The sequence below is a fragment of the Streptomyces spongiae genome (assembly GCF_009377185.1).
Lineage (GTDB): Bacteria > Actinomycetota > Actinomycetes > Streptomycetales > Streptomycetaceae > Streptomyces > Streptomyces spongiae.
This window is the reverse complement of sequence record NZ_VJZC01000088.1, coordinates 1-24,917: the sequence shown is the minus strand read 5'-3', so window position 1 is coordinate 24,917 and position 24,917 is coordinate 1. Positions and strand designations below refer to the sequence as shown.

The 24,917-nt window shown below is 69.9% G+C and carries 21 protein-coding genes; 11 read left to right on the top strand and 10 right to left on the bottom strand.

Annotated features, from left to right (window positions below):
• Nucleotides 1-42: 42 nt before the first annotated feature.
• From FNH08_RS15505 to FNH08_RS15490, 4 genes are all read right to left on the bottom strand, one after another.
• Nucleotides 43-2,295 (bottom strand): hypothetical protein, encoded by a 2,253-nt coding sequence (locus FNH08_RS15505; protein WP_152772071.1) that lies wholly within the window; start codon nt 2,293-2,295, stop codon nt 43-45.
• A 159-nt stretch (nt 2,296-2,454) separates the two neighbouring features.
• Nucleotides 2,455-2,832, bottom strand: coding sequence for a DUF6113 family protein (locus FNH08_RS15500; protein WP_152772070.1), 378 nt, complete (start codon nt 2,830-2,832; stop codon nt 2,455-2,457).
• A 130-nt stretch (nt 2,833-2,962) separates the two neighbouring features.
• Nucleotides 2,963-3,922 (bottom strand): N-acetyl-1-D-myo-inositol-2-amino-2-deoxy-alpha-D-glucopyranoside deacetylase, encoded by a 960-nt coding sequence (gene mshB, locus FNH08_RS15495; RefSeq protein WP_152772069.1) that lies wholly within the window; start codon nt 3,920-3,922, stop codon nt 2,963-2,965.
• 89 nt (nt 3,923-4,011) lie between these two features.
• Nucleotides 4,012-4,206 (bottom strand): hypothetical protein, encoded by a 195-nt coding sequence (locus FNH08_RS15490; RefSeq protein ID WP_194238492.1) that lies wholly within the window; start codon nt 4,204-4,206, stop codon nt 4,012-4,014.
• A gap of 160 nt (nt 4,207-4,366) precedes the next feature.
• Here FNH08_RS15490 and FNH08_RS15485 point away from each other — a divergent pair, with 160 nt between their 5' ends.
• Nucleotides 4,367-6,487 (top strand): S9 family peptidase, encoded by a 2,121-nt coding sequence (locus FNH08_RS15485; protein ID WP_152772068.1) that lies wholly within the window; start codon nt 4,367-4,369, stop codon nt 6,485-6,487.
• A gap of 150 nt (nt 6,488-6,637) precedes the next feature.
• Here the strand turns inward: FNH08_RS15485 and FNH08_RS15480 are convergent, their stop codons facing one another.
• The 5 genes from FNH08_RS15480 to FNH08_RS15460 are packed head-to-tail and all read right to left on the bottom strand — an operon-like array spanning nt 6,638 to nt 12,231.
• Nucleotides 6,638-7,687: an ABC transporter ATP-binding protein gene (locus tag FNH08_RS15480; protein WP_152772067.1), complete on the bottom strand. Its 1,050-nt coding sequence runs from the start codon at nt 7,685-7,687 to the stop codon at nt 6,638-6,640.
• A complete protein-coding gene (locus FNH08_RS15475) occupies nt 7,680-8,654 on the bottom strand; it encodes an ABC transporter ATP-binding protein (protein ID WP_152772066.1) in 975 nt (324 codons plus the stop codon). The genes FNH08_RS15480 and FNH08_RS15475 overlap by 8 nt, the downstream gene beginning before the upstream one ends.
• A 9-nt stretch (nt 8,655-8,663) precedes the next feature.
• The gene (locus tag FNH08_RS15470; protein WP_152772065.1) at nt 8,664-9,668 is read right to left on the bottom strand and encodes an ABC transporter permease; all 1,005 of its coding nucleotides are present in this window, start codon (nt 9,666-9,668) and stop codon (nt 8,664-8,666) included.
• Nucleotides 9,661-10,584: an ABC transporter permease gene (locus FNH08_RS15465; RefSeq protein ID WP_322724568.1), complete on the bottom strand. Its 924-nt coding sequence runs from the start codon at nt 10,582-10,584 to the stop codon at nt 9,661-9,663. The genes FNH08_RS15470 and FNH08_RS15465 overlap by 8 nt, the downstream gene beginning before the upstream one ends.
• Nucleotides 10,585-10,590: 6 nt before the next feature.
• Nucleotides 10,591-12,231 carry a peptide ABC transporter substrate-binding protein gene (locus FNH08_RS15460; protein WP_152772064.1) on the bottom strand — a complete coding sequence of 547 codons (1,641 nt, stop codon included), beginning with the start codon at nt 12,229-12,231 and terminating at the stop codon, nt 10,591-10,593.
• Between the two features lie 829 nt (nt 12,232-13,060).
• Between FNH08_RS15460 and FNH08_RS15455 the strand changes: the two genes are divergently transcribed.
• The 5 genes from FNH08_RS15455 (at nt 13,061) to FNH08_RS15435 (ending at nt 19,295) form a co-directional block, all read left to right on the top strand.
• The gene (locus tag FNH08_RS15455) at nt 13,061-14,089 is read left to right on the top strand and encodes an ABC transporter permease (RefSeq protein ID WP_152772063.1); all 1,029 of its coding nucleotides are present in this window, start codon (nt 13,061-13,063) and stop codon (nt 14,087-14,089) included.
• A 110-nt stretch (nt 14,090-14,199) separates the two neighbouring features.
• Nucleotides 14,200-15,984, top strand: coding sequence for an ABC transporter substrate-binding protein (locus tag FNH08_RS15450; protein ID WP_152772062.1), 1,785 nt, complete (start codon nt 14,200-14,202; stop codon nt 15,982-15,984).
• 178 nt (nt 15,985-16,162) lie between these two features.
• A complete protein-coding gene (locus FNH08_RS15445) occupies nt 16,163-17,146 on the top strand; it encodes an ABC transporter permease (RefSeq protein WP_152772061.1) in 984 nt (327 codons plus the stop codon).
• An 8-nt stretch (nt 17,147-17,154) separates the two neighbouring features.
• Nucleotides 17,155-18,228, top strand: a complete 1,074-nt coding sequence (locus FNH08_RS15440; protein WP_152772060.1) for an ABC transporter ATP-binding protein — start codon at nt 17,155-17,157, stop codon at nt 18,226-18,228.
• A gap of 53 nt (nt 18,229-18,281) precedes the next feature.
• Nucleotides 18,282-19,295: an ABC transporter ATP-binding protein gene (locus FNH08_RS15435; RefSeq protein WP_152772059.1), complete on the top strand. Its 1,014-nt coding sequence runs from the start codon at nt 18,282-18,284 to the stop codon at nt 19,293-19,295.
• A gap of 7 nt (nt 19,296-19,302) precedes the next feature.
• Here FNH08_RS15435 and FNH08_RS15430 read toward each other — a convergent pair whose 3' ends face one another.
• Nucleotides 19,303-19,677, bottom strand: a complete 375-nt coding sequence (locus FNH08_RS15430; RefSeq protein ID WP_152772058.1) for a VOC family protein — start codon at nt 19,675-19,677, stop codon at nt 19,303-19,305.
• Between the two features lie 89 nt (nt 19,678-19,766).
• On the opposite strand from FNH08_RS15430, the gene FNH08_RS15425 reads away from it, so the two are divergent.
• The 5 genes from FNH08_RS15425 to FNH08_RS15405 all read left to right on the top strand — a co-directional run.
• Entirely contained in the window at nt 19,767-20,507 is a 741-nt protein-coding gene (locus tag FNH08_RS15425) for a class I SAM-dependent methyltransferase (protein ID WP_152772057.1), read from the top strand.
• Nucleotides 20,508-20,780: 273 nt separating this feature from the next.
• On the top strand, nt 20,781-22,634 hold the full coding sequence (locus FNH08_RS15420; protein ID WP_152772056.1) for an ABC transporter substrate-binding protein: 1,854 nt from the start codon (nt 20,781-20,783) through the stop codon (nt 22,632-22,634).
• Nucleotides 22,635-22,680: 46 nt separating this feature from the next.
• Nucleotides 22,681-23,748: an ABC transporter permease gene (locus tag FNH08_RS15415; RefSeq protein ID WP_152772055.1), complete on the top strand. Its 1,068-nt coding sequence runs from the start codon at nt 22,681-22,683 to the stop codon at nt 23,746-23,748.
• Complete coding sequence (locus FNH08_RS15410) at nt 23,745-24,668, top strand: ABC transporter permease (protein ID WP_152772054.1); 924 nt, start codon at nt 23,745-23,747, stop codon at nt 24,666-24,668. Before FNH08_RS15415 ends, FNH08_RS15410 begins: the two co-directional genes overlap by 4 nt.
• Nucleotides 24,665-24,917 (top strand): ATP-binding cassette domain-containing protein (locus tag FNH08_RS15405; RefSeq protein ID WP_152772053.1); only part of this gene is annotated, 253 nt, incomplete at its 3' end. The genes FNH08_RS15410 and FNH08_RS15405, both read left to right, overlap by 4 nt.

The following is a 24,917-nucleotide window of genomic DNA, read 5'->3' as shown; positions in this document are numbered from 1 at the left end:
GGTCGGGACCGGGTGCCCTCCAGCGTGTGGCTGATCAGACGGTCAGCTCGGGTTCGTCTCGATCGTGGCCGTGCGCTCGGCCGCCGTCTTGCCGAGGAGGGCCGGGCGCAGGGCACCGATCACGTCCTCCGGCGTCACCGCGGTCTTCTTGCCGGTGCCCCGGGTGATCTGGACGCCCTCGAAGGTGGTGCCGTAGAGCTCCTTCAGGGCGGCCTTGTCGTAGTACTCGACGAGCTTGCCGTTCTGGGCCTTCACTCCGAGGAACTTCCACAGGGAGTTCTCCGGGCTGAACTGGATGACCGCGGCGCCCGCCTTGACCGTGACTATCCCGGACATCGCGGGCTCCGCGAACTCCTTCATCATCCGGTCGACCTCGGCCTTGGAGACCGACGGCTCCTTGGTGGCCGTGGGGAGCGTCACGGGGTCGGTCGTGCCGGTCTCGACCTGGGTGCGGTACGCCTCCTCGACGGCCTGCGTGGACTGGCCGACGGCGATGCCCTTGCCCGCCTTGCCGTACACGGCGACGGCCTTGCCGGACTCGAACTTGATCGTGCCGTCGGAGGCCGAACCGGCACCGCCCGCGGCGCGCTCCAGGGCGGCCCGCAGCTTCTCCTCGTCGACCGGCATGACGGGCTCGACCACGCGCTTCTGCCCGAACAGCGAGCCGATCACCGACACGGGGTTGTAGTCGCTCTGCGCGGCGGCGTTGACCGTGGCGTCGGCGTCGAGCTGGAGGCCCGCCTGGTCCGGCCTGAGCGACACGGTGTCACCGCCGACGGACAGCTTGAGCGCCTTGTCGGTGTTGTCCCCGAAGGCCGCGTCGAGCTTTTTGGCGGCATCGTCGCGGGTGCCGCCGCCGATGTCGACACCGAGCACGGTGGTGCCCTTGGGCACGTCGGAGTGGTTCATGAGCAGCCCGGCGCCGTACACGCCGGCCGCCACGAACACGAGCCCGCCGCCCAGCAGCACCAGCTTGCTGCGGCCCTTCTTCTTGGCCGGCTTCGAGGAGCCGCTCGTGGTCGACTGGGCCGGCTCCGGCAGCTTCGGCGGGGTGTGCGGCCCCGACTGCTCACCGGTGGCGCCCGGCCCGAAGCGCGAGTTCTGGGAACCGGGCGGGACCACGGGGATGCCGCTGGTCAGGGTGTGCCCGGAGACGTTCTCCCGGGCGCCACCGGGGCCGTCGAACCCCGGCGGGGCGCCGCCCGGGTCGGGTGCCGGGCGCTGGGGGGTGAGGATCGCGGTGTCGTCGCTGAGGCCGCCGCCGGGGCCGGGGCCGGGGAAGTCACGGCCAGGACCGCCGAAGGGGCCGCCGGTGCCGGTATCGCCGAAGGGGCCACCGGTGCCGGGTCCACCGGGACGTCCGGCGCCTGCGCCGGGACCGCCGGGAGCGGTGCCCGGGGCCCCGGAGGGGCCGCCGAAGCCGAGATCGGAGCCGCCCGGCCGCGTCAGCGCACCGTCGCCGGTGGCCGGGCCGCCGGTCGGACCGCTCGGTCCGCCCTGTCCCGCGGGGCCACGCCCGCCGTCGCGGCCGTTCGCGGTGTCGTCCGAGAAGTACGGCAGGTCGTCGCGCCGTCCGTTGCCGCCGTCGGGCCTGGCACCGGGGCGCGAGCCGGCCGTCAGCGCGGCCGACACGTCGAAGGAGCCGGTGCCTCCCCCGTGGCCGGGAGCCACGGGTCCGGCGCCGGTGGCACCGGGGAGCCCGGCACCGTTCGTCCGCGGACCGGCGCCACCCGGGCCACCCGGGCGCAGGCCGGCGCCGGGGCCGCCCGGGGCACTCGCGCCGGACCCGCTCGACCCGTTGGCCGAGCCGCCCTGCGTGCCCGTCGGCCCCGCGCTCCAACCCGCCGGGAGACCGGCACCGTTGGTGGAGCCGCCGCCCGAACCGCCCTTGGGCGCGCCCGCCTTGCGCGGTGCGAACCAGTCGCTGGTCTTCTCGTCGGCCGGTGCGGAGGGCTCCGGCGCGGGCGGGGTGGGGTCCGACAGCACGGGCATGCTCGTGGTGCCGGTGGTCTCCGACTCACTGAACGTCTCGTCCGGCGCGGTCTCGGTCTCCGCCATCGGCGTGCGGACGACGACCGGCGGGATGGGGCGCGAGCCGGGGATGTTGATCCGCACGCGGGTGGTCAGCGTGGTCTCGGTCTTGCGCTCGTCCGGCCGCGTGCCCGCCGCCGAACGGTCCGGGTCGCCGCCGCCGACGGACGCCATGGGCGTCCCGTACGGCGGCGTCCCCGACGGGTACGCGGCTCCTCCGTGACCGTTGGCCCCGGAGGACGAAGTGTCAGTTTCACGACTCAAGGCAGGTTCTCCCGGTTGGCTTCGCCGCCCACGACGACCTCACGCATCGGGCAGCTCGGCGGCGCGCACCACCATACTGGCCACTTCTCGCCCGTATCCCACGACCGCCGATGAAACCCACACGGGCCCTCCACCGGCGGTTGGTGGCGAAGTAGTACGTCACTTGGCAAGTCGGGCGCCGGGGCCATTCGGTTGCCGCCCCTGCCCAAGCGTGGCGCACATCACAGCGACGGCGATGCCGCCGAGCAGGAAGAGATACGAGACGACCCCCGCGCCGAAGAGGAAGTCCCCCTCCGGACGGCTGGCGGTGAGGAGGATGACGGCGATCATCCAGCCGGCCGCCGGCGCAACGGCCCCGGCCCGGGCTCCCGTCGCGTGCGCGCCACCCAGGAAGAGCCCGGCCGCGCCCACCAGCGCGAGCAGCAATCCGCCCGGGATCCAGGCGGCTTGCACCAGTGCCCCGGCCGCTCCGACCACGGCGCCGAGCAGGAAGAGCCCCACGTAGGCGGCGGCCCGTCCGGCCGGGGGTGCCGTCAACGGCTGTGCGAGCGCGCTGCCTTGCGCGCCCTGCCTCTGCGGTCCCGCCGCCTTCACAGGGCACCCGCCCTTCCGGCACGGGACGTGCGCCGCGTATGCCACGTGTGTCCGTCATACCCAGTCGTACGCATCAGAGGGCCGCTCCGTTCTGCTGTTCCGCCGAAACGTTCCCTTCGACACCTTCGAGACCGTCGAGACCGTCGAGACCGTCGAACAAGTCGGTCTCGCGCCCGCCCCCTTCGCGTCTGCCGCGCACCAACTCGTAGTACTCGGTGGTGAAGAGGGGTTGCGCCAGCTCGTTGGAGAGCGCGAAGAACGGCTCGGCGACCGCGATCTGGGTGGCGTGCGCCCGCATGGCCGCGGTCTTTGCGGCGGCGAAGGCCGTACCGTCGATCTCGGTGGTGACGATCCAGTCGTCGACGACCCCGGGGACGTCGATCACGGAGGCGACCTTGGTGAAGGGCAGCCGCCCGGGCTCGGCGAGCGTCTCGCGCAGCCGGGCGAAGCCCTCGATGACTACGGAGCGTGGCACCCTGTTCCAGTAGACCTTGGTGATCTCCCAGGGCTCGCCGGGGTCCGTACGGAAGCCGGGGTCGGCGGCGAGGTCGGCGGCGCGCATGGCGACACGGTGGGCCTGGATGTGGTCGGGGTGGCCGTAGCCACCGTTCGGGTCGTAGGTCACGAGGACCTGGGGGCGGACCTCGCGGATCACCTCGGCGAGGAGGGCCGCGGCCTCGTCGACGTCGGCGGCCCAGAAGGCGTCCTCGCGGTCGTTCTGCTCGACGCCCATCATCCCGGAGTCGCGGAAGCGCCCGGGGCCGCCGAGGAACCGGTGGTCGCCGACGCCCAGCTGCTTCATGGCCTCGGCCAGCTCGCCCTCGCGGTACGGGCCCAGCGCGTTGTCACGGTCGGGCGCGAGGTGGGCCAGGTGGGGCGGGACGACCTCGCCCTCCTCGCCAAGGGTGCAGGTCACCAGCGTCACCTGGGCGCCCTCGGCCGCGTACCTGGCCATGGTCGCGCCGTTGTTGATCGACTCGTCGTCCGGGTGCGCGTGCACCAGGAGCAGACGACGGGCGGGCAAATCGCTCATGGACCCACCCTACGAGGCGGCGCCCCGCGCCACGGCGGGCACCGATCATTCACAGCTTCGGGCCGGTGGCGGCGCGGGGCGGGGCCGGGTCAGAACTTGATGCTGCCGATCATGCCCGCGATGTTCGTCGTGAGCTCGCTGATCGTCGGGGCGATGGTGGACGAGGCGAGGTAGAAGCCGAGGAGGATGCACACGGCCGCGTGCCCGCCCTTCAACCCCGATTTCTTGACCAGCAGGAAGACGATGATCGCCAGCAGCACCACCGCCGAAATCGAGAGTGCCACGGCGGCTCACCTCCTATAGAACAGAGCACCGACATACGAAAATCCATACAACAGCCAGCAGGTTCATACCCACACGGCGGTAGTGATCATAACTATCGGTACGCGCGCATCGATCGGCGCACGGCCGCACAAGGGGGCGCATGGCCAATATGGTCGGTGCATGACGACCGAGCCCGAATCCTTCCCCCGGCGGCACGCCCGCACCCAGCGGTTCACCCTCGGCGCGCCGCGCGCGTTCACCATCGCACCCGACGGTTCCCGTGTCGTGTTCCTGCGGTCCGCCTCCGGTACCGACCGCGCGAACAAGCTGTGGGTGTACGACATGGCGGACGGCGAGGAGCAGATCGCGGCCGATCCGGGTGTCCTTCTGGGCGGCGCCTCGGAGGAGTTGTCCGCCGAGGAGCGGGCGCGCCGGGAACGCAGCCGCGAGGGCGGTGCCGGCATCGTCGGCTACGCCACCGACGCGGCTGTCGAGTTGGCCTCTTTCGCCTTGTCAGGGCGGCTTTTCGTGGCCGAGCTGCGCGCCGGGACCGCGCGTGAACTGGACGTCCCCGGCCCGGTGATCGACCCGCGCCCCTCCCCCGACGGCCGTCACGTCGCGTACGTCGCCCAGGGCGCCCTGCGCGTCGTCGAGGCCGAGGGCGGGAACGACCTGTCGCTCACCGAGGAGGAATCGCAGAACGTCACGTACGGCCTGGCCGAGTTCATCGCGGCCGAGGAGATGGGGCGTTCGCGCGGTTTCTGGTGGTCGCCGGACGCGGACCGGCTGCTCGTCACGCGCGTGGACGACACGCCGGTGAAGCGCTGGTGGATCTCCGATCCGGCGCATCCGGACCGGGCGCCGCAGGAGGTCGCGTACCCGGCGGCGGGCACGGACAACGCGGACGTGCGGCTGTTCGTCGTGGACCTCGCCGGGGTGCGCACGGAGGTGCTCTGGGACCGGAAGCGCTACCCGTATCTGGCGCATGTGCACTGGTCAGCGGCGGGTGCGCCGCTGATCCTGGTGCAGGCCCGGGACCAGCGCAGCCAGCTGTTCCTGGCTGTGGACCCGGACTCGGGGACGACCCGGATGGTGCACGCCGACGAAGATCCACATTGGCTTGATCTTTTCCCTGGCGTACCGGCCTGGACGCCCTCCGGGCAGCTCGTCCGCATCGTCGACGAGGGTGGCGCGCGGGTGCTCGCGGTCGGTGAACGGCCGCTGACAAGTGCGGCGCTCCACCTCCGCGCGGTGCTCGACGTGGCCGACGAGGACGTGCTGGTCTCGGCGTCGGCGGGCGAGGGGGCGGAGGACCCCGAGATCGGCCAGGTTCATGTGTACCGCGTGAACGAGCTGGGCGTGGAGCGCCTGTCGCAGGAGCCCGGGGTGCACTCGGCGGTGCGGGCGGGCGGCGTGACCGTCCTGACCTCGGCCGTGCCGGACCAGCCGGGCGCCAAGGTGCAGTTGCTGCGGGACGGCAAGACGGTGACAACTGTCACCTCTTACGCGGAACATCCCGGTCTGTCCCCGCGCGTGACGCTCACGCAGGGGGGCGCACGCCGCGTACCGTGCGCCGTGCTTATGCCTACGGACTACCACGGTGACACTCCCCTTCCGGTTCTCATGGATCCGTACGGCGGTCCGCACGGCCAGCGGGTGGTCGCCGCGCACAATCCGCACCTGACCTCGCAGTGGTTCGCCGACCAGGGGTTCGCGGTGGTCGTCGCGGACGGGCGCGGGACCCCGGGACGCTCCCCCGCCTGGGAGAAGGCGGTCAAGGACGACCTCGCGGAGGTCGTGCTCCAGGACCAGGTGGACGCCCTCCAGGCCCTGGCCGCCGACTTCCCGCTCGACCTCACGCGGGTCGCCATCCGCGGCTGGTCCTTCGGCGGCTATCTGGCGGGCCTCGCGGTGCTGCGCCGCCCGGATGTCTTCCACGCCGGGGTCATCGGGGCACCGGTCACCGATCTGCGCCTCTACGACACCCACTACCAGGAGCGCTACATCGGTCACCCCGGCGAGCAGCCCGAGGTGTACTCCAGGAACTCACTGATCGACGACTCCGGCCTGGTGGACGCGGCGGAGCCCCACCGCCCCATGATGATCATCCACGGCCTGGCCGACGACAACGTGGTGGTGGCCCACTCCCTGCGCCTGTCATCGGCCCTCCTGGCCGCCGGCCGCCCCCACGAGGTCCTCCCGCTCTCCGGGGTCACGCACATGACCCCCCAGGAGGCGGTCGCGGAGAACCTGCTGCGGCTCCAGCTGGACTTCCTCAAGCGTTCACTGGGCTTGGCGTAGGTACGGCAACGGGCCGGGATGACATGGCGCATCCCGGCCCGTTCACGGCACCCGCACGGCCGTACGCTCCAAAGACTGGCCCGTCCGTATATCGGTACCGCTTCCGTGAAGTTGCCTGTGTGTTAACGAACTTGGTGCGCATTTGTACGGCTATTTCGGGGCGTACACGTGATCGTCGTGCTTCTCCGCCGCGAAATGGCAGGCCGAGTCGTGCGCGGCGGGCCCCGCGGCGTACCGGAACCCGGCGGGTACGGCCAGCGACGGCACCTCCGTCTCGCACCGCTCCTGGGCCTTCCAGCAGCGGGTGCGGAAGCGGCAGCCGGACGGGACGGCCGTCGGGGAGGGCACGTCCCCGGAGAGGATGATCCGCTCTCGGCGCTCCCGCGCCCCGGGGTCCGGCACGGGCACGGCGGAGAGCAGGGCCTGGGTGTAGGGGTGCGTGGGGTGGTCGTAGATCTCGGTGTCCCGGCCCCTCTCCACGATCCGCCCGAGGTACATCACCCCGACCCGGTCGGAGATGTGCCGCACGATCGACAGGTCGTGGGCGATGACGACGTAACTCAGCCCGAACTCACCCTGCAGACGCTCCATCAGGTTGACGACCTGCGCCTGCACGGACACGTCGAGCGCCGAGACCGGCTCGTCGGCCACGATGATCTCCGGCCGCAGTGCCAACCCCCGTGCGATGCCGATGCGTTGGCGCTGGCCGCCGGAGAACTGGTGCGGATACCGATTGAGGTGCTCGGGGTTGAGCCCGACCACGTCCAGCAGTTCCCGCACCCTCCGGCGCCGGTCGCCCTTGGGCGCGGCCTCGGGGTGGATCTCGTACGGCTCCCCGACGATGTCGCCCACGGTCATCCGGGGGTTGAGGGAGGTGTACGGGTCCTGGAAGACCATCTGGATGTTGCGGCGCACGGCTTTGAGGGCCCTGCCGGACAGCCGGGTGATGTCCTCGCCCCGGTAGGTGATGGACCCGGCGGTCGGCTTCTCCAGGTTGACCACCAGCCGGGCGAGCGTGGACTTGCCGCAGCCGGACTCGCCGACGATGCCGAGGGTCTCGCCCTTGGCCAGCGTGAAGTCGACCCCGTCGACGGCCCGGACCTCGCCGACCTGCCTTCTGAGGAGGACGCCCCGGGTGAGCGGGTAGTGCTTGACGAGGCCGCTGACCTCCAGGATCGGCTCGCCCGCGGGGTCAGCCATGCAGACACTCCGTCCAGAAGTGGCAGGCGCTCCCGCGCTCGCCGGTGACCTCGTGCAGGGGTGGTACGTCAGTGCGGCACAGGTCCCGGGCCGTCGTGCAGCGCGGGTGGAAGGCGCAGCCGGGCGGGATGCTCGTGAGGCTGGGAGGCAGGCCCTTGATGGCGTAGAGCTCCCGGCCCTTCTGGTCGAGGCGGGGGATCGAGTCCAGCAGGCCCCTGGTGTACGGGTGGGCGGGGGCCTTGTAGAGGTCGTGCACGGGGGCCGTCTCGACGATGCGGCCCGCGTACATCACCGCGATGCGGTCGGCGACGTCGGCGACCACGCCGAGGTCGTGGGTGATGAGGACGAGGCCCATGGTGAGCTCGCGCTGGAGCTCGGCGAGGAGGTCCATGACCTGGGCCTGGACGGTGACGTCGAGGGCGGTGGTGGGCTCGTCGGCGATGATCAGCGCGGGTTCCAGGGCCAGCGCCATGGCGATCATGATGCGTTGGCGCATACCGCCGGAGAACTGGTGCGGGTAGTCCCGTACGCGCGCGGCGGCGCCCGGGATGCGGACGCGGTCCATCAGCTCGACGGCCTTCGTACGGGCGTCCTTTCTCGACATCCCGCGGTGCACGACGAACATCTCGCCGAGCTGGTCGCCCACGGTGAGGACCGGGTTCAGCGAGGACAGCGCGTCCTGGAAGATCATCGCCATCTCGGCGCCCCGGACCTTCCTGCGCTCGTCCTCCCTGAGCTTGAGCAGGTCCCGGCCCTGGAAGAGGATCTCGCCGCCGGTGATCCGGCCGGGCGGGGTGTCGAGGATGCCCATGATCGCCTGCGCGGTCACCGACTTGCCGGACCCGGACTCCCCGAGCACGGCGAGCGTCTCCCCCGCGTCCACACCGTAGGTGACCCCGTTGACGGCCCTGGCCACTCCGTCCCGGGTCCTGAACTCCACGTGCAGATCACGCACTTCGAGCAGCATGACGACGGCTCACCTCAACTTCGGGTCGAGGGCGTCGCGGACCGCGTCGCCGAGCATGATGAACGCGAGGACGGTGACCGCGAGGGCGCCGGAGGGCCACAGCAGGGCGTGTGGGGCGTTGCGGATGTACGGGGAGGCGGCGGAGATGTCGATCCCCCAGGAAACACTCGGCGGTTTCAGCCCGACGCCGAGGTACGACAGGGTCGCCTCCAGCGCGATGTACGTGCCGAGCGCGATGGTGGCCACGACGATGACGGGGGCGATCGCGTTGGGCGTGATGTGCCGCAGCAGGACGCGCGTGTGGGAGGCACCGAGGGCGCGGGCGGCCTGGACGTAGTCGTTCTGCCGGGCGGTGATGACCGAGCCGCGGGCGATGCGGGAGATCTGCGGCCAGCCGAGCAGCACCATGAACCCGATGACGGGCCACACGGTCGAGCTGGTCACCACGGAGAGCAGGACCAGACCGCCGAGCACGACGGGGATCGCGAAGAAGACATCGGTGATCCGGGACAGGACCGAGTCCCCGACCCCGCCGAAGTACCCGGCGAGCCCGCCGAGGACCGAGCCCAGGACGGCGACCCCGAGGGTGGCGCAGACGCCGACGGTGACCGAGGTCCGTGCCCCGTACACCGTGCGCGTGTAGACGTCGCAGCCCTGGCCGTTGAACCCGAAGGGGTGGCCGGGCCGGGAGCCCTGCTGGGCTCTGGCGAGGTCGCAGTCGAGGGGGTTGCCGGAGGTGATCGCCGCGGGCCACAGCGCGATGGCGACGAGGAAGAGGATGACGAACCCGGACACGAGGAAGACCGGGTTGCGGCGCAGGTCGTGCCAGGCGTCGGACCACAGGCTCCGCGCCCGCTCCTCGGGGACGGCCGAGGGGTCCGGCCCGCTGGGGCCCCTGCCGCCGGGTCGCGGTCCCGTCTGGAGGATCTCCGCGTCGGCGGGGACGAGGTCCGCGGTCCCGCCCGAGACGTACGACGGCGCCGGCGTCGGCTCCAGAGGCTGCGGCTCAGACATAGCGGATCCTCGGGTCGAGTACGGCGTACAGGAGGTCGACGAGGAGGTTGGCGACCAGGAAGACCAGGACGAGGACGGTCACGAAGCCCACGACGGTCTGGGTGCTCTGGCGGAGGATGCCCTGGTAGAGCTGGTAGCCGACGCCGTGGATGTTGAAGATCCGCTCGGTGACGATCGCGCCGCCCATGAGGAAGCCGACGTCGGCGCCGATGAAGGTGACCACGGGGATGAGGGAGTTGCGCAGCAGGTGCCGGACGATCACCCGGTGCCGGGGCAGTCCCTTGGCGACGGCCGTACGGACGTAGTCGGCACGGGCGTTCTCGGCGATCGACGTCCTGGTCAGCCGGGTCACGTACGCGAGCGACACGGACGCCAGCACGAGCCCGGGCACGAGCAGCTCGCCGAAACCGGCCTCCGGGGACACCGACGGCTTGATCCAGCCCCATTCGACGCCGAGCAGCAGTTGGAGCAGCAGGCCGGTGACGAAGGTCGGGACGGAGATGACCACGAGGGTGACGAGCAGGGCGCCCGTGTCGACGGGCCGGCCGCGGCGCAGTCCGGTGACCACACCCAGGGTGACCCCGACGGCGATCTCGAAGAGGATCGCGACGATCGTCAGCCGGAAGGTGACCGGGAAGGACGTCGCCATCAGCTCGGTGACCGCCTGCCCGTTGAACGCGGTGCCGAAGTCGCCGGTGAAGACGTTGGCCATGTAGGTGAGGTACTGCCGCCAGACGGGCTGGTCGAGACCGAACTCCTGCTTCAGCCGGGCGGCCGTCGCCGGGTCGCACCGCCGCTCGCCGCACAGGCCCGCGACGGGGTCGCCCATCACGTTGACCATCAGGAAGATCAGCAGGGTGGCGCCGACGAAGACGGGGGCCATCTGCAGCAGCCGCCGGGCGACGTACCGTCCCACGGTCGGTCAGCCGACCTTGATCTGGTCGTAGACCGGGACGCTGAACGGGTTCAGCGCCACGTTCGAGAGCCGCGGCGAGTAGCCCGCGCTGCCGTTCTGGTACCAGAGCGGGATGGCCGCCATCTGGTCCCGGAGGACCTCCTCGGCCTGCCGGAACTTCTCGACGGCCCGGGCGGCGTCGTTCTCGGCGTTGGCCTGGTCGACGAGCTTGTCGAACTCGGGGCTGGACCACTTGCCGTCGTTGGAGGAGGCGTCGGTGTAGTACAGCGGCTGGAGGAAGTTCTGGATCAGCGGGTAGTCCATCTGCCAGCCGGCGCGGAAGGGGCCGGTCATCTTCCGGTCGGTGATCCGGTTGCGGTAGTCGGCGAAGGTGCCGATCGGGTTACCGACGCAGGCGTTGTCGTCGTCGAGGGCGTTGTTGATGGAGTTGCAGACGGCGTCGACCCATTCCCGGTGGGAGCCGGTGTCCGCGTTGTACGTGATCTTGACCTGCCCGCCGGGGAGTCCGCCGCCCTCCTTGATCAGCTTCTTGGCCGCCGCCGCGTCGTACACGCAGGCGTCCCCGCAGGGGCCCGCCCGGTAGCCGCCTTCCTCGCCGAGGACGGGTGAGGTCCAGTCGACGGCGGGGGTGCGGGTGTTCTGGAAGATGGTCCGGGTGATCTGGACGCGGTTGATCGCCCGGGAGAGGCCCTGGCGGACCTTCTCCATGCCGGTCTTGCCCCAGCTCTGGTCGTAGTACGGGAAGGCGAGGGTCTGGATGATGCCGGCGGGGGCGTTGATGTAGCGGTCGCCGAGGTCGCTGCGGACGTTCTTCAGCTGGGCGGCGGGGACGTCGTCGACGAGGTCGAGGTTGCCCGCCATCAGGTCCGTGTAGGCGGTGTTGCTGTCGGTGTAGACCTTCAGGTCGACGCCGCCGTTGCGGGCCTTGTCCTCGCCGGGGTAGGCGCCCCAGGTGCGCAGGGAGAGCTGTGAGCCCTTGGTGTACGACTCGACGCGGTACGGGCCGTTGCCGACGGGCTTCTTCAGCCAGGCGTCGTGGTCGTCGAAGAAGGCCCGGGGCAGCGGGGCGTACGCGTTGTAGCCGAGGGTGTCGGGGAAGCTGGAGAACTTCTGCTTCAGCTTGACGGTGAACGTCCGGTCGCCCGTGACCCTGAGCCCGGAGAGGGTGTCGGCGGTCTGCTTGCCGCCGTCGGCCGGGTGGGTCTTGTCGTAGCCGTCGATGTACTCGAAGAAGTAGGCGTTGCGCTGGTTGTTCTTGAGGCTGGCGCCGTAGTTCCAGGCGTCCACGAACGACCGGGCGGTGACCTTCTCACCGTTGCTGAAGGTCCAGCCGTCCTCGACGGTGATCGTGTAGGTCGTCGAGTCCGTGGTCTCGATCTTCTCGGCGAGCATGTCCTCGGCCTCGCCGGTCTTCGGGTCGTACTGCTTCAGACCGCGGAAGATCATGGACAGGACCTTGCCGCCCTGCACCTCGTTGGTGTTGGCCGGCTCCAGCGGGTTGGGCGGGTCGCCCCAGGAGGAGCTGAGCACCGCGCCGGTGTCGCCACCGCCGTCGCTGCCGCCGCCCCCGCAGGCCGTCGCCGCGAGGGCCAGGGCCATCGCGCAGACGACCGGACGGACCGGTCGGGCGTGCGTGGCTCCGCGCATGGGGTGCCTCCTCGTGAGTGGTGCCTGCGCCGGGGCGCGCTGTTCCGTTACCGGCCAATATCGGCCCATTGCAGACATGACGCACATTCAGCCCGCCCGTCCGGGGGTGGCGACCATCCGGATGTACGCATTCCGAGGGCGCCACATCCGTATATCGGACCCCGTGGCCGGTGCGCCCGTCGTCTCCCGCTTTGGTCATGGCAGTCCAAAGCCGGACCATGCGGCCCACCACACCTGGGTCAAACGGCAAAAGACCAGATCAAAGCCGTCAACGATTCATTGACGCTGGGGTGAGGGGGGTTGAAAGTCGCGATTGGCACGAGGGTTCACGTCGCGCCGACGGCAAGGAGCCGTCGCTGTGTCACACGGCTCGGTCACCTCACCGCACCGCGAACACGGGGGCGCTCCACGCTGACGGCACGGGTTCGCTCCGCGCCACGCACAGGGTTCGCCCCGTACTGAGGGTGCGGGGTTCGCCCCCGCGCTGACGGCACTGGGTTCGCCCCGTACTGAGGGTGCAGGGTTCGCCCCCGCGCTGACGGCACTGGGTTCGCCCCGTACTGAGGGTGCGGGGTTCGCCCCCGCGCTGACGGCACTGGGTTCGCCCCGTACTGAGGGTGCAGGGTTCGCCCCCGCGCTGACGGCACTGGGTTCGCTCCGTGCCGGAGGCACAGGGTTCGCCCCGCGCCAAGCACAGGGGCTTGCCCCGCGTCACCCGTGCAAGAGCTGAAGCCCTTGCGCGGACGGCGTGAAGGGTCCCCCCCTGACGGCACGTCGGTTTTCTTCGTGCCGGCGGCAGTCACCTCGCCCCATCCAGGCCAGGAGCACCATGACCTCCCCCATGCCATCGGCCGCCCCCTTCCAGGTGGCGGCGGACCCGGGTGCCGTACCCCCGGCGCCCACCGCGCCGTCACAGGGCGGTGCCGGCCGTTCCCCCGGGCGGCTCGCCTGGCTGCGCTTCCGGCGCGACCGGACGGGTGTGCTCTCGGCCTGGGTGGTGCTGTTCTTCTTCGTGGCCGGACTCGCGGCCCCGCTGATCGCGAAGCTGTACGGCAAGGACCCGTACACCACGTACGGACAGAACCAGTCGGGCCTGCTGAACGACTTCGGGTTCCCCATCAAGCCGAACGGCGGCATCAGCGGCGACTTCTGGTTCGGCATCGAACCCCAGCTCGGCCGGGACGTGTTCACCCTGCTGCTGTACGGCATCCGCAACTCACTGCTGATCGCCACGGTGACGACCCTGCTGGTCACCCTGCTCGGCGTGGCCGTCGGCATCACGGCCGGCTATCTCGGCGGCCGGATCGACAACCTGGTCGGCCGGATCATCGACATCCTGCTGGCCTTCCCCTCCACGCTGTTCTTCATCGCCTTCTGGCCGGTGATGATCTCGATCTTCGTCTCGCCGGAGGACAACACCCCGACATGGCTGATCGTCGTCAGCCTGATCTCGGTGATGACCGCGTTCGGCTGGGCGCCCATGGCCCGGCTGCTGCGCGGTGAGGTACTCGCCCTGCGGGAGCGGGAGTTCGTCGAGGCCGCCAAGGTCACCGGCGCCTCACCGGCCCGGATCATCTTCAAGGAGCTGCTGCCCAACCTGTGGACGCCGATCCTCATCCAGGGGACCCTCGCGCTCCCCATGTACGTCACCACGGAGGCCGCCCTCGCCTTCCTCGGCGTCGGACTCCAGGACCCCACGCCCGACTGGGGCGTGATGATCCAGCGCGGCTCGCAGGTCTACCAGAACGACATCACGTACATGCTCTTCCCCGGTCTGACGATGGTGATCTTCGTGATCGCCTTCAACCTCCTCGGCGACTCCGTGCGCGACGCGCTCGATCCGAAGATCCGCCGCTGACGGCGCCGACCTCTCCGCGCCTCCCCTCCGGCCCGGGCGACGGGGCCCGCCGGACCTCCACAGCCTCCTCTTCTCCCTTCTCCTTCTCCCTGATTCAGGCAGGACACCCCATGTCTCTCTCCCGCAGAAACTTCGTCATCGCCACCTCGGTCGCGGCAGGCGGCTCCATGGTCCTCTCGGCGTGCAGCAGCGGCGGAGGCGGTGACACGGCGGGCAGCGGCTCCTCCGCGGGCACCACCAAGTACTCCGCGGTCACCATCGGCACGAAGGACGACTCGACCGGGCCCGCGCCCGAGGTCGCGGGAGCGAAGAAGGGCGGCACGATCCACGCGATAGGCCCCGACGACTTCTCCCACCTGGACCCACAGCGGATCTACTACTCCTGGAACTCCACGGTCGCCAACCTCTACGTCCGCTGCCTCACCGGCTACAAGATCGCCCCCGGCGGCTCGATGAAGCTCGTCGGCGACCTCGCCACCGACACCGGCACCATGTCCGACGGCGGCAAGACCTGGACCTTCACCCTGAAGGACGGGCTGAAGTGGGAGGACGGCAGCGAGCTGACCGTCGACGACGTACGCCACGGCATCGAGCGCGGCTTCGCGAGCTTCACCACCGAGGGCGCCACCTACGTCCAGACCTGGCTGACCGGTTCGACCGACTTCCGGTCGGTCTACAAGGGCCCCTACGGCGGCAAGCACCTGGACTCGATCGTCACGGACACGGCGAAGAAGACCATCACCTTCCACCTCAAGACCCCCCGCGGCGACCTCAACTGGGCGCTGGCGATGCACTCCTACGGCGCCGTGCCCGTCAAGCACGACACCAAGGAGAAGTACGACAAGGACCCGGTCTCCGCAGGCCCGTACCGGATCAAGCAGCACTCCGTCGACAAGTCCATGACCCTGGTGCGCAACACCCACTGGGACCCGAAGACCGACGCGATCCGCACCGCCTACCCGGACTCCTTCACCTTCGAGTTCGGTCCGGAGGGCCTCCAGGCCACCGACCGGCTGATCGCCGACTCCGGGACCGACCAGTACGCGGTCATGGCCTACAGCGGCGTGCCGGCCGAACGCATCCAGAAGGTGATCAGCACCCCCGACCTCAAGTCCCGCACCGCCAACGGCCTGCTGACCGGCCTGTACTACTACGCCATCAACTGCAAGCGCGTCACCGATCTACGGGTGCGCCAGGCGCTCAACTACGCCTGGCCGCTGGAGCAGATCCGCAAGATCTACGGCGGTCCGTCCGCGGGTGACTACGCGACCACCATCCTCAGCCCCGACATCGCGGGACGGGTGAAGTACGACGCCTACGGCAAGCTCACCAAGCCGCAGGGCGACACGGCGAAGGCCAAGGCGCTGCTGAAGGAGGCCGGCAAGCTCGGCCAGAAGATCGTCTACACCTACCCGCAGGGCGCCAGCGACGCGTACGACAAGACCAAGGTCGTCATCGCCAACGCCCTCAAGGAGGCGGGGTTCGACCCGGTCGTCAAGCCGGTGGAGTCCACCAGCTACTACGACCAGATCCAGCAGATCGACAACCAGTTCGACGTGATGTGGTTCGGCTGGTCCCCTGACTGGCCCGCCGCGTACACCCTGATCCAGCCGCTCTTCGACGGCACGACGATCGCCAACGGGGCCAACAACGTCTCGCAGCTCAACGTGAAGTGGGTCAACTCGGCGATCAAGAAGGACGCGGCGATCACGGACACGGTCAAGTCCGAGGCGGCGTGGGCGGCGCTGGACAAGGAGATCATGCAGAAGGAGGCGCCGATCATTCCGGAGACGTATCAGCGGCGGTTCTATCTGTACGGGACGAAGGTCGGCGGGGCCGAGTTCGATCCGCTGTTCTCCGCGTTCATCCTTTACAAGCTGTACGCCAAGAGCTGAGCGTCTGCCGGGTTCTGCCGGTGATCGTCTGCGGGTTCGTTGTGGCTTGTCGCGCCCACGCGGCGGAGCCGCATATGCAACACAGCCCCGCGCCCCTAAAAGCATGGGGCGCTCCCGGCACCACGACGGACCCACAGGCGAACAACCCATCACGTGAAAGCCACCCAGGGACCTCCACATGTTCCGCTTCATCGCTCGCCGGACACTGAGCGCGCTGCTGATCCTCCTGGTCATCAGTGCCATCACCTTCGTCCTCTTCTACGTCGCCCCGCGCGACCCCGCCCGCGCCGCCTGCGGCAAGGTGTGCACGCCGCAGACACTGGCGCTGGTGCGGCACAACCTCGGGATCGACGACCCGCTTCCCGTCCAGTACTGGCACTGGCTCGTGGGGGTGTTCGCCGGCCGGGACTACCAGGGGCTCGGGCACTGCTCGGCCCCGTGTCTCGGCTACTCGTTCACCAACCACGAGCCGGTGCTCGGCCTGATCACCGACCGTTTCCCGACCACGCTGTCGCTGTCGCTCGGCAGCACGGTGGTGTTCGTCGCCTTCGGTGTGGGCACCGGCATGCTCGCGGCGGTCAAGCAGGGCAGGGCGCTGGACAAGATCGCGTCGTCGGCGTCGCTGGTCGGCTCGTCGCTGCAGATCTACATCGTGGGCGTGGTCGCGATGTACTACCTCTCCGACGAGTGGCACATCCTGCCCCGCCCCCAGGACAGCGCGGGCTTCACCCAGGACCCGGCCGCCTGGTTCAAGGGCCTGCTGCTGCCCTGGCTGGTCCTCGCGCTGATCTTCACGGCCAACTACACGCGGATGACCCGTTCGCAGCTGGTCGAGACCCTGAACGAGGACTACGTGCGCACGGCCCGGGCCAAGGGTCTGACCCGGCGCACGGTCTTCTTCCGGTTCGCCTGGCGCGGCGCCATGGGCCCGATCGTCACGATCCTCGGCCTCGACCTGGGCTATCTGCTCGGCGGCGCGATCATCACCGAGGAGACGTTCGGGCTGCACGGCATCGGGGCGCTGTCCATCAAGGCCGTACGGGACAACGACCTGCCGCTGCTCCTCGGGGTCGTCCTCGTCGCGGCGGCGGCGATCGTCGTGGCGAACATCGTGGTGGACGCGGTGTACGCGCTCATCGACCCACGGATCCGGCTGGCGTAGGGGGACCCATGAGTACGCATACGCAGGTGAGTACGCATACGCAGGCGGGCGCGGCCTTCCTCTCCGTGCGGGACCTGAAGGTCCACTTCTCCACCGAGGACGGGGTCGTGCGCGCGGTCGACGGGCTCTCCTTCGAGCTGGAGCGCGGCCGGACCCTCGGCATCGTGGGCGAGTCCGGCTCCGGCAAGTCCGTCACCAACCTGGCGATCCTGGGCCTCCACGACCGTGGCCGCACCGCCCTCGACGGTGAGGTCCTGCTGGACGGCAAGGAGCTGCTCACGGCGACCGAACGGGAGCTGGAGCGGCTGCGCGGCAACAAGATGTCCATGATCTTCCAGGACGCGCTGGCCTCCCTGTCCCCGTACCACACAGTGGGCGCGCAGATCGGCGAGACCTACCGCAAGCACACCGGGGCCTCCCGGCGTGAGGCCCGGGCGCGGGCGGTCGAGATGCTGCGCCGGGTCGGCATCCCGCAGCCGGACGTACGGGTGGACGACTACCCGCACCAGTTCTCCGGGGGCATGCGCCAGCGCGCGATGATCGCGATGGCGCTGGTCTGCGACCCGGAGCTGCTGATCGCCGACGAGCCGACGACGGCCCTGGACGTCACGGTGCAGGCGCAGATCATGGACCTGCTCAGGGACCTCCAGCAGGAGTTCGGCACCGCGATCATCTTCATCACCCACGACCTCGGTGTGATCTCCCGGATCGCCGACGACGTGCTGGTGATGTACGGCGGCCGGTGCGTGGAGAAAGGCGGGCGCGCCGAGGTGCTCCGGGCGCCCCTGCACCCGTACACGCTGGGGCTGCTGGGCTCGATGCCGAGCCTGGACGGTCCGGTGGACGTCCCCCTGTCCCCCATCCCGGGCACCCCGCCCTCGCTGCTCACCCCGCCGCAGGGCTGCCGCTTCCATCCGCGGTGTGCGTTCGCGGAGAAGGTCGGGGGCGGGCTGTGCGGCTCGAACCGGCCCCTGCTGGAGCCGTCCGAGGGCCACTCCGAGCGCCACGCGGCGGCCTGCCACCTCACCCCCGAGCAGCGCCGCGAGTACTTCGCGGACTACGCGGCGGCCCGGGTCAACTGACACCCACCACGGTCAACCGGATACCGGATCGCAGCAGAAGGAACTTCACGCCCATGACCATCACGGACCCACTCCTGCACGTCAGCGGTCTGACCAAGCACTTCCCGATCCGCGGCGGCTTCCCGGTCAAACGGACGGTCGGCGCGGTACGGGCGGTCGACGGCCTGGACTTCCAGGTCGCCGAGGGCGAGAGCCTGGGCCTGGTGGGCGAGTCGGGCTGCGGCAAGTCGACCACGGGGCGGCTCATCACCCGCCTGCTGGAGCCGACCGCCGGCCGGATCACGTACGCGGGCCGGGACATCACGCACGCCTCCCGCAGGCAACTCGCCGCCGTGCGCCCGGAGATCCAGATGATCTTCCAGGACCCGTACTCGTCGCTGAACCCGCGCCAGACCATCGGGAGGATCGTCGCGGCCCCGATGGAGATCCACGGCATCAACCCGGCGGGAGGCCGCGAACGAAAGGTCCGTGAGCTGCTGGAGACCGTGGGTCTCAACCCGGAGCACTACAACCGCTTCCCGCACGAGTTCTCCGGAGGCCAGCGGCAACGCATCGGTGTGGCGAGGGCGTTGACCCTGTCCCCCAAGCTGATCGTGGCGGACGAACCGGTCTCCGCGCTGGACGTCTCGATCCAGGCCCAGGTCGTGAACCTCCTCCAGACCCTCCAGAAGGACCTGGGCATCGCCTTCCTCTTCATCGCCCACGACCTCGCGGTGGTCCGGCACTTCTCCCAGCGGGTCGCGGTGATGTACCTCGGCAGAATCGTGGAGATCGCGAACCGTTCCGACCTCTACGAGAACCCGCGCCACCCGTACACCCGTGCCCTGCTCTCGGCGGTCCCCGAGGTCACCGACCACGCCCGCCCCCGCGAGCGCATCCTCCTGACCGGGGACGTCCCCTCCCCCATCGACCCGCCCTCCGGCTGCCGCTTCCGCACCCGCTGCTGGAAGGCTACGGACCAGTGCGCGACGGAAACACCGCCGCTGACCAGGATCGATGGCAACGGCACCGGCCACCTCGCGGCCTGCCACCACCCGGAGACGGCGAGAACGACCGTGGCCGTCTAGCCCACGCTCAGCCCAACTCCCCCCGCTCCACACAGAACTCGTTGCCCTCGGGGTCCGCCAGTGTGATCCAGCCTCGCCCGTCGGGCCGTGTGTGGTCCGCGACCAGCGTGGCTCCGAGTCCGATCAACCGCTCGACCTCCTCGGCGCGGGTGCGGCCCTGCGGACGCAGGTCCAGGTGCACCCGGTTCTTCACCGCCTTGCCCTCACCCACCCGCACGAACAGCATCCTCGGGCCGCCCGCCGGGTCCTCGATCAGGGCCTCGGGGTCACCCGGCTTGTCGTCGTCGGCCAACGGCCGTCCGAGCAACGCGCTCCAGAACAGGCCGAGATCGTAGGGGTCGCCGGTGCAGTCGATCGTGATGCTGTGGATCACGGGGTTCAACTGGTGCCTCCTGAAGGCTGGTTGTGGTCGCGGCGAGCATTCCGCGCCCCTCGCCCCGTGTCGAGCGATTAACTGACAGACTGTTCACGATGGTTGACCGCGCGTACTCCGATGTCACTCTCGCCAGGCTGTACGACGCCCTCCATCCGTGGGGGCCGGGTGACGAGTTCTACCTGGGCCTGGCGATGGGGGCCGGAGCCGTCCTGGACATCGGATGCGGGACGGGACGCCTGCTCGGGCGGGCACGGGAGATCGGGCATCCGGGCAGGCTCACCGGGATCGACCCGGCCGCCGCGATGCTCGTACAGGCACGGCGGCGCGCGCCCGGCGTGGAGTGGGTGCTCGGGGACCTCGACTCCGCGCGGTGGACGGGCGAGTTCGACATGGCCGTGATGACCGGGTACGCGTTTCAGGAACTCCTGGAGCACGAGCAGCTGCGGCGGGCGCTCCACACCGTGCGGGAAGCGCTGGTGCCGGGCGGGTGGTTCGTGTTCGAGACCCGCAATCCCGCCGTCCGGGCCTGGGAGTTCCGGGTCCCCGAGCGTGAGGACCGGATCGTCGACCGGGACGGTGCCGTCGTACGTGTGTGGCACGAGGTCGAGACACCCGTCGTGAGCGACCGTGTGACGTTCAAGGAGACCTACGTCGGGCCCACGTGGCATCGTCCGCTGGTCAGCAGGACCACCCTGCGGTTCCTCGGGGCCGACGTGCTCGACCGGTTCCTCGGCGACGCCGGGTTCGTCGTCCGGCGACGGTTCGGGGACTGGGGGCAGGGCCCCTTCGACCCCGCCTCCAGCCCGGAGATCATCAGCGTCGTACAGCGCACGTAACGAGCGGCGCCCCTCAAGGGACGAGGTGCGCCTCAAGGGGCGAGGTGCGCCTTCATGCCTCCACCAGCACCACGTCACCGGTGTGGACCAATGAGGGTGAAAACCCTGTCCCCGTGTCGTTTCCGCAGGCCACGCGGGGGTCACGTGCCGTTGACGCCTGCGGACATCCGCTGGTAAACACACTCATCACCCCATCTGGCGTCACCCGGTCAAGCGCGATCAAGCCGTCCGACAAGCCGTCCCTGTGCGAGCGATGACGCGAGGTCATGATCCATGAACCCACAAGACCAGCACGGCAGAGGGCACCCGAGGGCAAAGAACCGGCGGTCCCGTGTGCTCGGGCTCTTAGCCGCAGCCATCACCCTCTGGGCCGGTCTCGCGACCCCGCTCGACCCCGCGCCCCAGCGGGCCGAGGCGGCGGACGGCAGGAAGGTCCTCACCGTCGCGGTCGCGCAGAGCGTCGACTCGCTGAGCCCCTTCCTGGCGACCCGCCTGGTCAGTACGAGCATCCATCGGCTGATGTACGAGTACCTGACCAACTACGACCCCAAGGACGCCCACGCGATCCCGGGCCTCGCCACCAAGTGGACGCCGTCGGCCGACAAGCTCACCTGGACCTACACCATCCGCTCCGGCACCAAGTGGTCGGACGGCAAGCCGGTGACCGCCGAGGACGCGGCCTGGACGTTCAACACGATGATGACCGACGAGGGAGCGGCCACGGCGAACGCCAGCTACGTCGCCAACTTCCGGAAGGTGACGGCCCCGAGCCCCACCAAGCTCGTCATCGAACTGAAGAAGCCGCAGGCCACGATGGCGGCCCTCGACGTGTCGATCGTGCCCAAGCACATCTGGCAAGGCGTCACGGACTTCTCGAAGTTCAACAACGACAAGAGCTTCCCCATCGTCGGCAACGGCCCCTTCGTCCTCACCGGCTACAAGCCCGACAGCTATGTGCGGCTCGAGCCCAACAAGGACTTCTGGCGAGGGGCTCCGAAGTTCGACGAGCTGGTCTTCAAGTACTACAAGGACGGTGACGCGGCCGTCGCCGCCCTGCGAAAGGGCGAGGTGTCGTTCGTGAGCGGTCTGACACCCGCTCAGTCGGCGTCGCTGGAGAACCAGGAGAACATCAAGGTCAACGACGCGCCGGGCCGCCGCTTCTACGCCCTCGCCACCAACCCGGGCGCCCGCTCCAAGGACGGGAAGCGCTTCGGCGACGGCCACGAGTCGCTGCTCGACGAGAAGGTCCGGCACGCGCTGTTCATGGCTGTCGACCGCGAGACCATCATCGACAAGGTCTTCCAGGGCCACGCGGTCGAGGGCCAGGGATACATCCCGCCACGCTTCTCCACGTACTTCTGGAAGCCGTCGGCGAGCCAGGAACTCGCCTACGACCCGGCGAAGGCGGCTCAGCTCCTCGACGAGGCGGGCTACAAGAAGAACGGCGACGGCAGGCGGGTCGGCAAGAACGGCAAACCGATCACCTACCGCGTCCTGTGCCACGCCACCGAGCCGAACGACAAGGCGGTCGGCCAGTACCTCAAGGAATGGTGGGGCAGGCTCGGCATCGGCGTGACGCTCAACTGCCTCGACAACGTGACCGATCCCTGGCTAGCCGGCACGTACGACCTCGCCTTCGACGGCTGGTCCGTCAACCCCGACCCGGACTTCGTGCTGTCGATCCACACCTGCGACGCCCTTCCCGCCACCCCCGACGACGTCGGCGCCACCGACAACTTCATCTGCGACAAGAAGTACGACGACCTCTACCGCAGGCAGCTCGCCGAGTACGACCCGGCCGAGCGGGCGGACATCGTCAAGCAGATGGAGTCGCGGCTGTACGACACCGGGTACATGAACGTCATGGCGTACCCGAACGCCGTCGAGGCCTATCGCACCGACCAGATCAAGTCCATCCAGACGATGCCCGAGGACGCGGGCAACATCTACGGCCAGGACGGCTACTGGAGCTGGTGGTCGGCGGTCCCGGCCGCCTCCGGTGAGTCCTCCGGCGGTTCCGGCTCGACCGGCGTCGTCATCGGGGTCGGCGCGGGCGTCGTGGTCCTCGCGGGAGCCGGAGTGTTCCTCGCGATGCGCCGTCGTTCCACCGCCGAGGACCGCGAGTAGCCGATGAGCCGACCGGCCGTATGGGCCAGCCGCAGGAGGGCCGTTCATGACCGCTGACGCGGCATCCGCACCGGTCGACAAGGCCGGAGGTACGGCCCTCGCCGGACCTCCGGCCCGCGGACCACGGGCGCGCACCGGGGCCTCGTACCTCCGCTACAGTGCCGGAAAGGTGGGCGGCGCGGCCGTCTCCCTGCTCGCCGTCCTCGTCACCAGTTTCTTCCTCTTCCGGCTGGTCCCCGGCGATCCGGTCAAGTACATGACGGGCGGCCGCCAGGTCTCGGCGGAGCAACTGGCCGCGTACCGCAGGGAGTTCGGGCTCGACCTGCCCCTGTGGGAGCAGTTCACGAGCTACTGCGGCAAGGCGCTCACGGGAGACCTCGGCACGTCGTACCAGTTCCGGGCGCCCGTCATCGACAAGATCACCGAGGCGCTGCCGAACACACTCCTGCTCACCGGCACGGCGTTCGTCCTGTACACCGCGCTCGGCGTCTTCCTCGGCACACGCTCGGCATGGCGGCACGGCCGGCTCGGCGACCGGCTGAACACCGGTCTGGCACTGACCCTCTACTCGGTTCCGTCCTTCTGGCTGGGCCTGCTCCTGATCATCGTGTTCTCGGTGGGCATGGGCCCGGTTCCCGGGCTCTTCCCGACCGGCGGCATGGAGTCGGGCGGCAAGGAGGGCTTCGCGTACACCATCGATGTCGCCCACCACCTCGTCCTGCCGGTGGTCACACTCGTCGCGGTCGAGTACGGCCAGACGCTGCTGGTCACGCGCTCGGCGCTGCTCGACGAGATGGGCGGCGACTATCTGACGACCGCGCGCGCCAAGGGGCTCAGGGACGATCTGGTCCGGCGCCGGCACGCCGTACCGAACGCGCTGCTGCCCACGGTCACGCTGATCTTCGTCAATCTCGGCCGGACCGTCGCCGGTGTGATCCTCGTCGAGACGGTCTTCTCCTGGCCGGGCCTCGGTGGGCTCTTCTACCAGGCGTTGAGCGTGCCCGACCTCCCCCTGGTCCAGGGACTGTTCTTCGTCTTCGCTTCGTCGGTGATCGTGATGAACACGCTGGCCGACCTGATGTATCCGCTGCTCGATCCCCGGGTGGGCCGATGACGACCGAAGGCACTCCCGCGGCGGCGAAGGCCGGTCCACGGACGCTCGCCCGGCAGCGCCGCCGCCACTTGGCCGTCCGGTTCTGGAAGCGGTACCGCACCCACCGCGCCGGGCTCGTGGGCCTGGCCGCGCTCGTCCTCTTCGCGCTGGTGGCGTCGGCCGCGCCGCTGGTGGTCGGCTCCGACGTGTCCAGTGTGACCGGCGCGCCGGGCCGGCCGCTGGAGAGTCCGAGCGGGGAGTTCCCGCTGGGCACCGACCGGTTCGGGCGCGATCTGCTGGGCCTGGTGGTGTGGGGCTCGCGGGTGTCGCTGCTGGTCGGACTGCTCGCCGCCGTGCTGTCGGTGGCGATCGGAGCGCTGGTCGGGATCACGGCCGGGCACTTCCGCGGTGCGTACGCCACGGTGATGATGCGGATCACCGACTGGTTCCTGGTGATGCCGGCGCTGGTGCTCGCCATCGCGCTCGCCAGTGTCATGTCCCGCTCGCTCGGCACGATCGTCCTGGCGATCGGCGTGACGTCGTGGCCGACCACGGCCCGCCTGGTGCGGGCACAGACGCTGGCGGTGGAGTCGCGGCCGTACATCGAACGCGCGAAGGCGCTCGGCGGCGGCCACTGGCACATCATGACCCGGCATGTGCTGCCCAACGTGATGCCCCTGGTGCTGGCCCAGACGACCCTCATGATCTCCTCCTCCATCCTCACGGAGGCGACGCTGGCCTTCCTCGGTCTGGGTGATCCGACGGTGGTGTCGTGGGGCGGTCTGCTCCAGGAGGCGCGCGAGGCGGGCGCGGTCAGCTCCGGCGCCTGGTGGTACCTGGTGCCGCCGGGCGTGGCGATCGCCGTGGTCGCGCTGGCGTTCACGCTGTGCGGCCGTGCCGTGGAGTCCGTTCTCAACCCCAGGCTGGGGGTGGCCCGTTGACGCTGCTGGAGATCCGGAACCTGGAGGTGACCTACCGGGGCGGTGCGGCCGCGGTACGGGGCGTCGACCTGTCCCTGACCGCCGGTCAGAAGCTCGGCATCGCGGGCGAGTCGGGCTGCGGGAAGTCCACCCTGGCGCTCGCGCTGCTCAGACTGCTGCCGACCGGGACACGGGTCGGCGGGGTGATCCTGCTGGACGGCGAGGACGTGCTCACGATGCGGTGGGGGCGGTTGCGGGCGGTCCGGTGGG

What these genes read in the sequence shown, in the direction of transcription:
- FNH08_RS15410 (WP_152772054.1), top strand. Translation starts at nt 23,745, where the DNA reads ATGACGACCGAAGGCACTCCCGCGGCGGCGAAGGCCGGTCCACGGACG.
- FNH08_RS15420 (WP_152772056.1), top strand. Translation starts at nt 20,781, where the DNA reads ATGAACCCACAAGACCAGCACGGCAGAGGGCACCCGAGGGCAAAGAAC.
- FNH08_RS15485 (WP_152772068.1), top strand. Translation starts at nt 4,367, where the DNA reads ATGACGACCGAGCCCGAATCCTTCCCCCGGCGGCACGCCCGCACCCAG.
- FNH08_RS15435 (WP_152772059.1), top strand. Translation starts at nt 18,282, where the DNA reads ATGACCATCACGGACCCACTCCTGCACGTCAGCGGTCTGACCAAGCAC.
- FNH08_RS15425 (WP_152772057.1), top strand. Translation starts at nt 19,767, where the DNA reads ATGGTTGACCGCGCGTACTCCGATGTCACTCTCGCCAGGCTGTACGAC.
- FNH08_RS15470 (WP_152772065.1), bottom strand. Translation starts at nt 9,668, where the DNA reads ATGTCTGAGCCGCAGCCTCTGGAGCCGACGCCGGCGCCGTCGTACGTC.
- FNH08_RS15455 (WP_152772063.1), top strand. Translation starts at nt 13,061, where the DNA reads ATGACCTCCCCCATGCCATCGGCCGCCCCCTTCCAGGTGGCGGCGGAC.
- FNH08_RS15445 (WP_152772061.1), top strand. Translation starts at nt 16,163, where the DNA reads ATGTTCCGCTTCATCGCTCGCCGGACACTGAGCGCGCTGCTGATCCTC.
- FNH08_RS15440 (WP_152772060.1), top strand. Translation starts at nt 17,155, where the DNA reads ATGAGTACGCATACGCAGGTGAGTACGCATACGCAGGCGGGCGCGGCC.
- FNH08_RS15475 (WP_152772066.1), bottom strand. Translation starts at nt 8,654, where the DNA reads ATGCTGCTCGAAGTGCGTGATCTGCACGTGGAGTTCAGGACCCGGGAC.
- FNH08_RS15460 (WP_152772064.1), bottom strand. Translation starts at nt 12,231, where the DNA reads ATGCGCGGAGCCACGCACGCCCGACCGGTCCGTCCGGTCGTCTGCGCG.
- FNH08_RS15415 (WP_152772055.1), top strand. Translation starts at nt 22,681, where the DNA reads ATGACCGCTGACGCGGCATCCGCACCGGTCGACAAGGCCGGAGGTACG.
- FNH08_RS15450 (WP_152772062.1), top strand. Translation starts at nt 14,200, where the DNA reads ATGTCTCTCTCCCGCAGAAACTTCGTCATCGCCACCTCGGTCGCGGCA.
- FNH08_RS15480 (WP_152772067.1), bottom strand. Translation starts at nt 7,687, where the DNA reads ATGGCTGACCCCGCGGGCGAGCCGATCCTGGAGGTCAGCGGCCTCGTC.
- mshB (WP_152772069.1), bottom strand. Translation starts at nt 3,922, where the DNA reads ATGAGCGATTTGCCCGCCCGTCGTCTGCTCCTGGTGCACGCGCACCCG.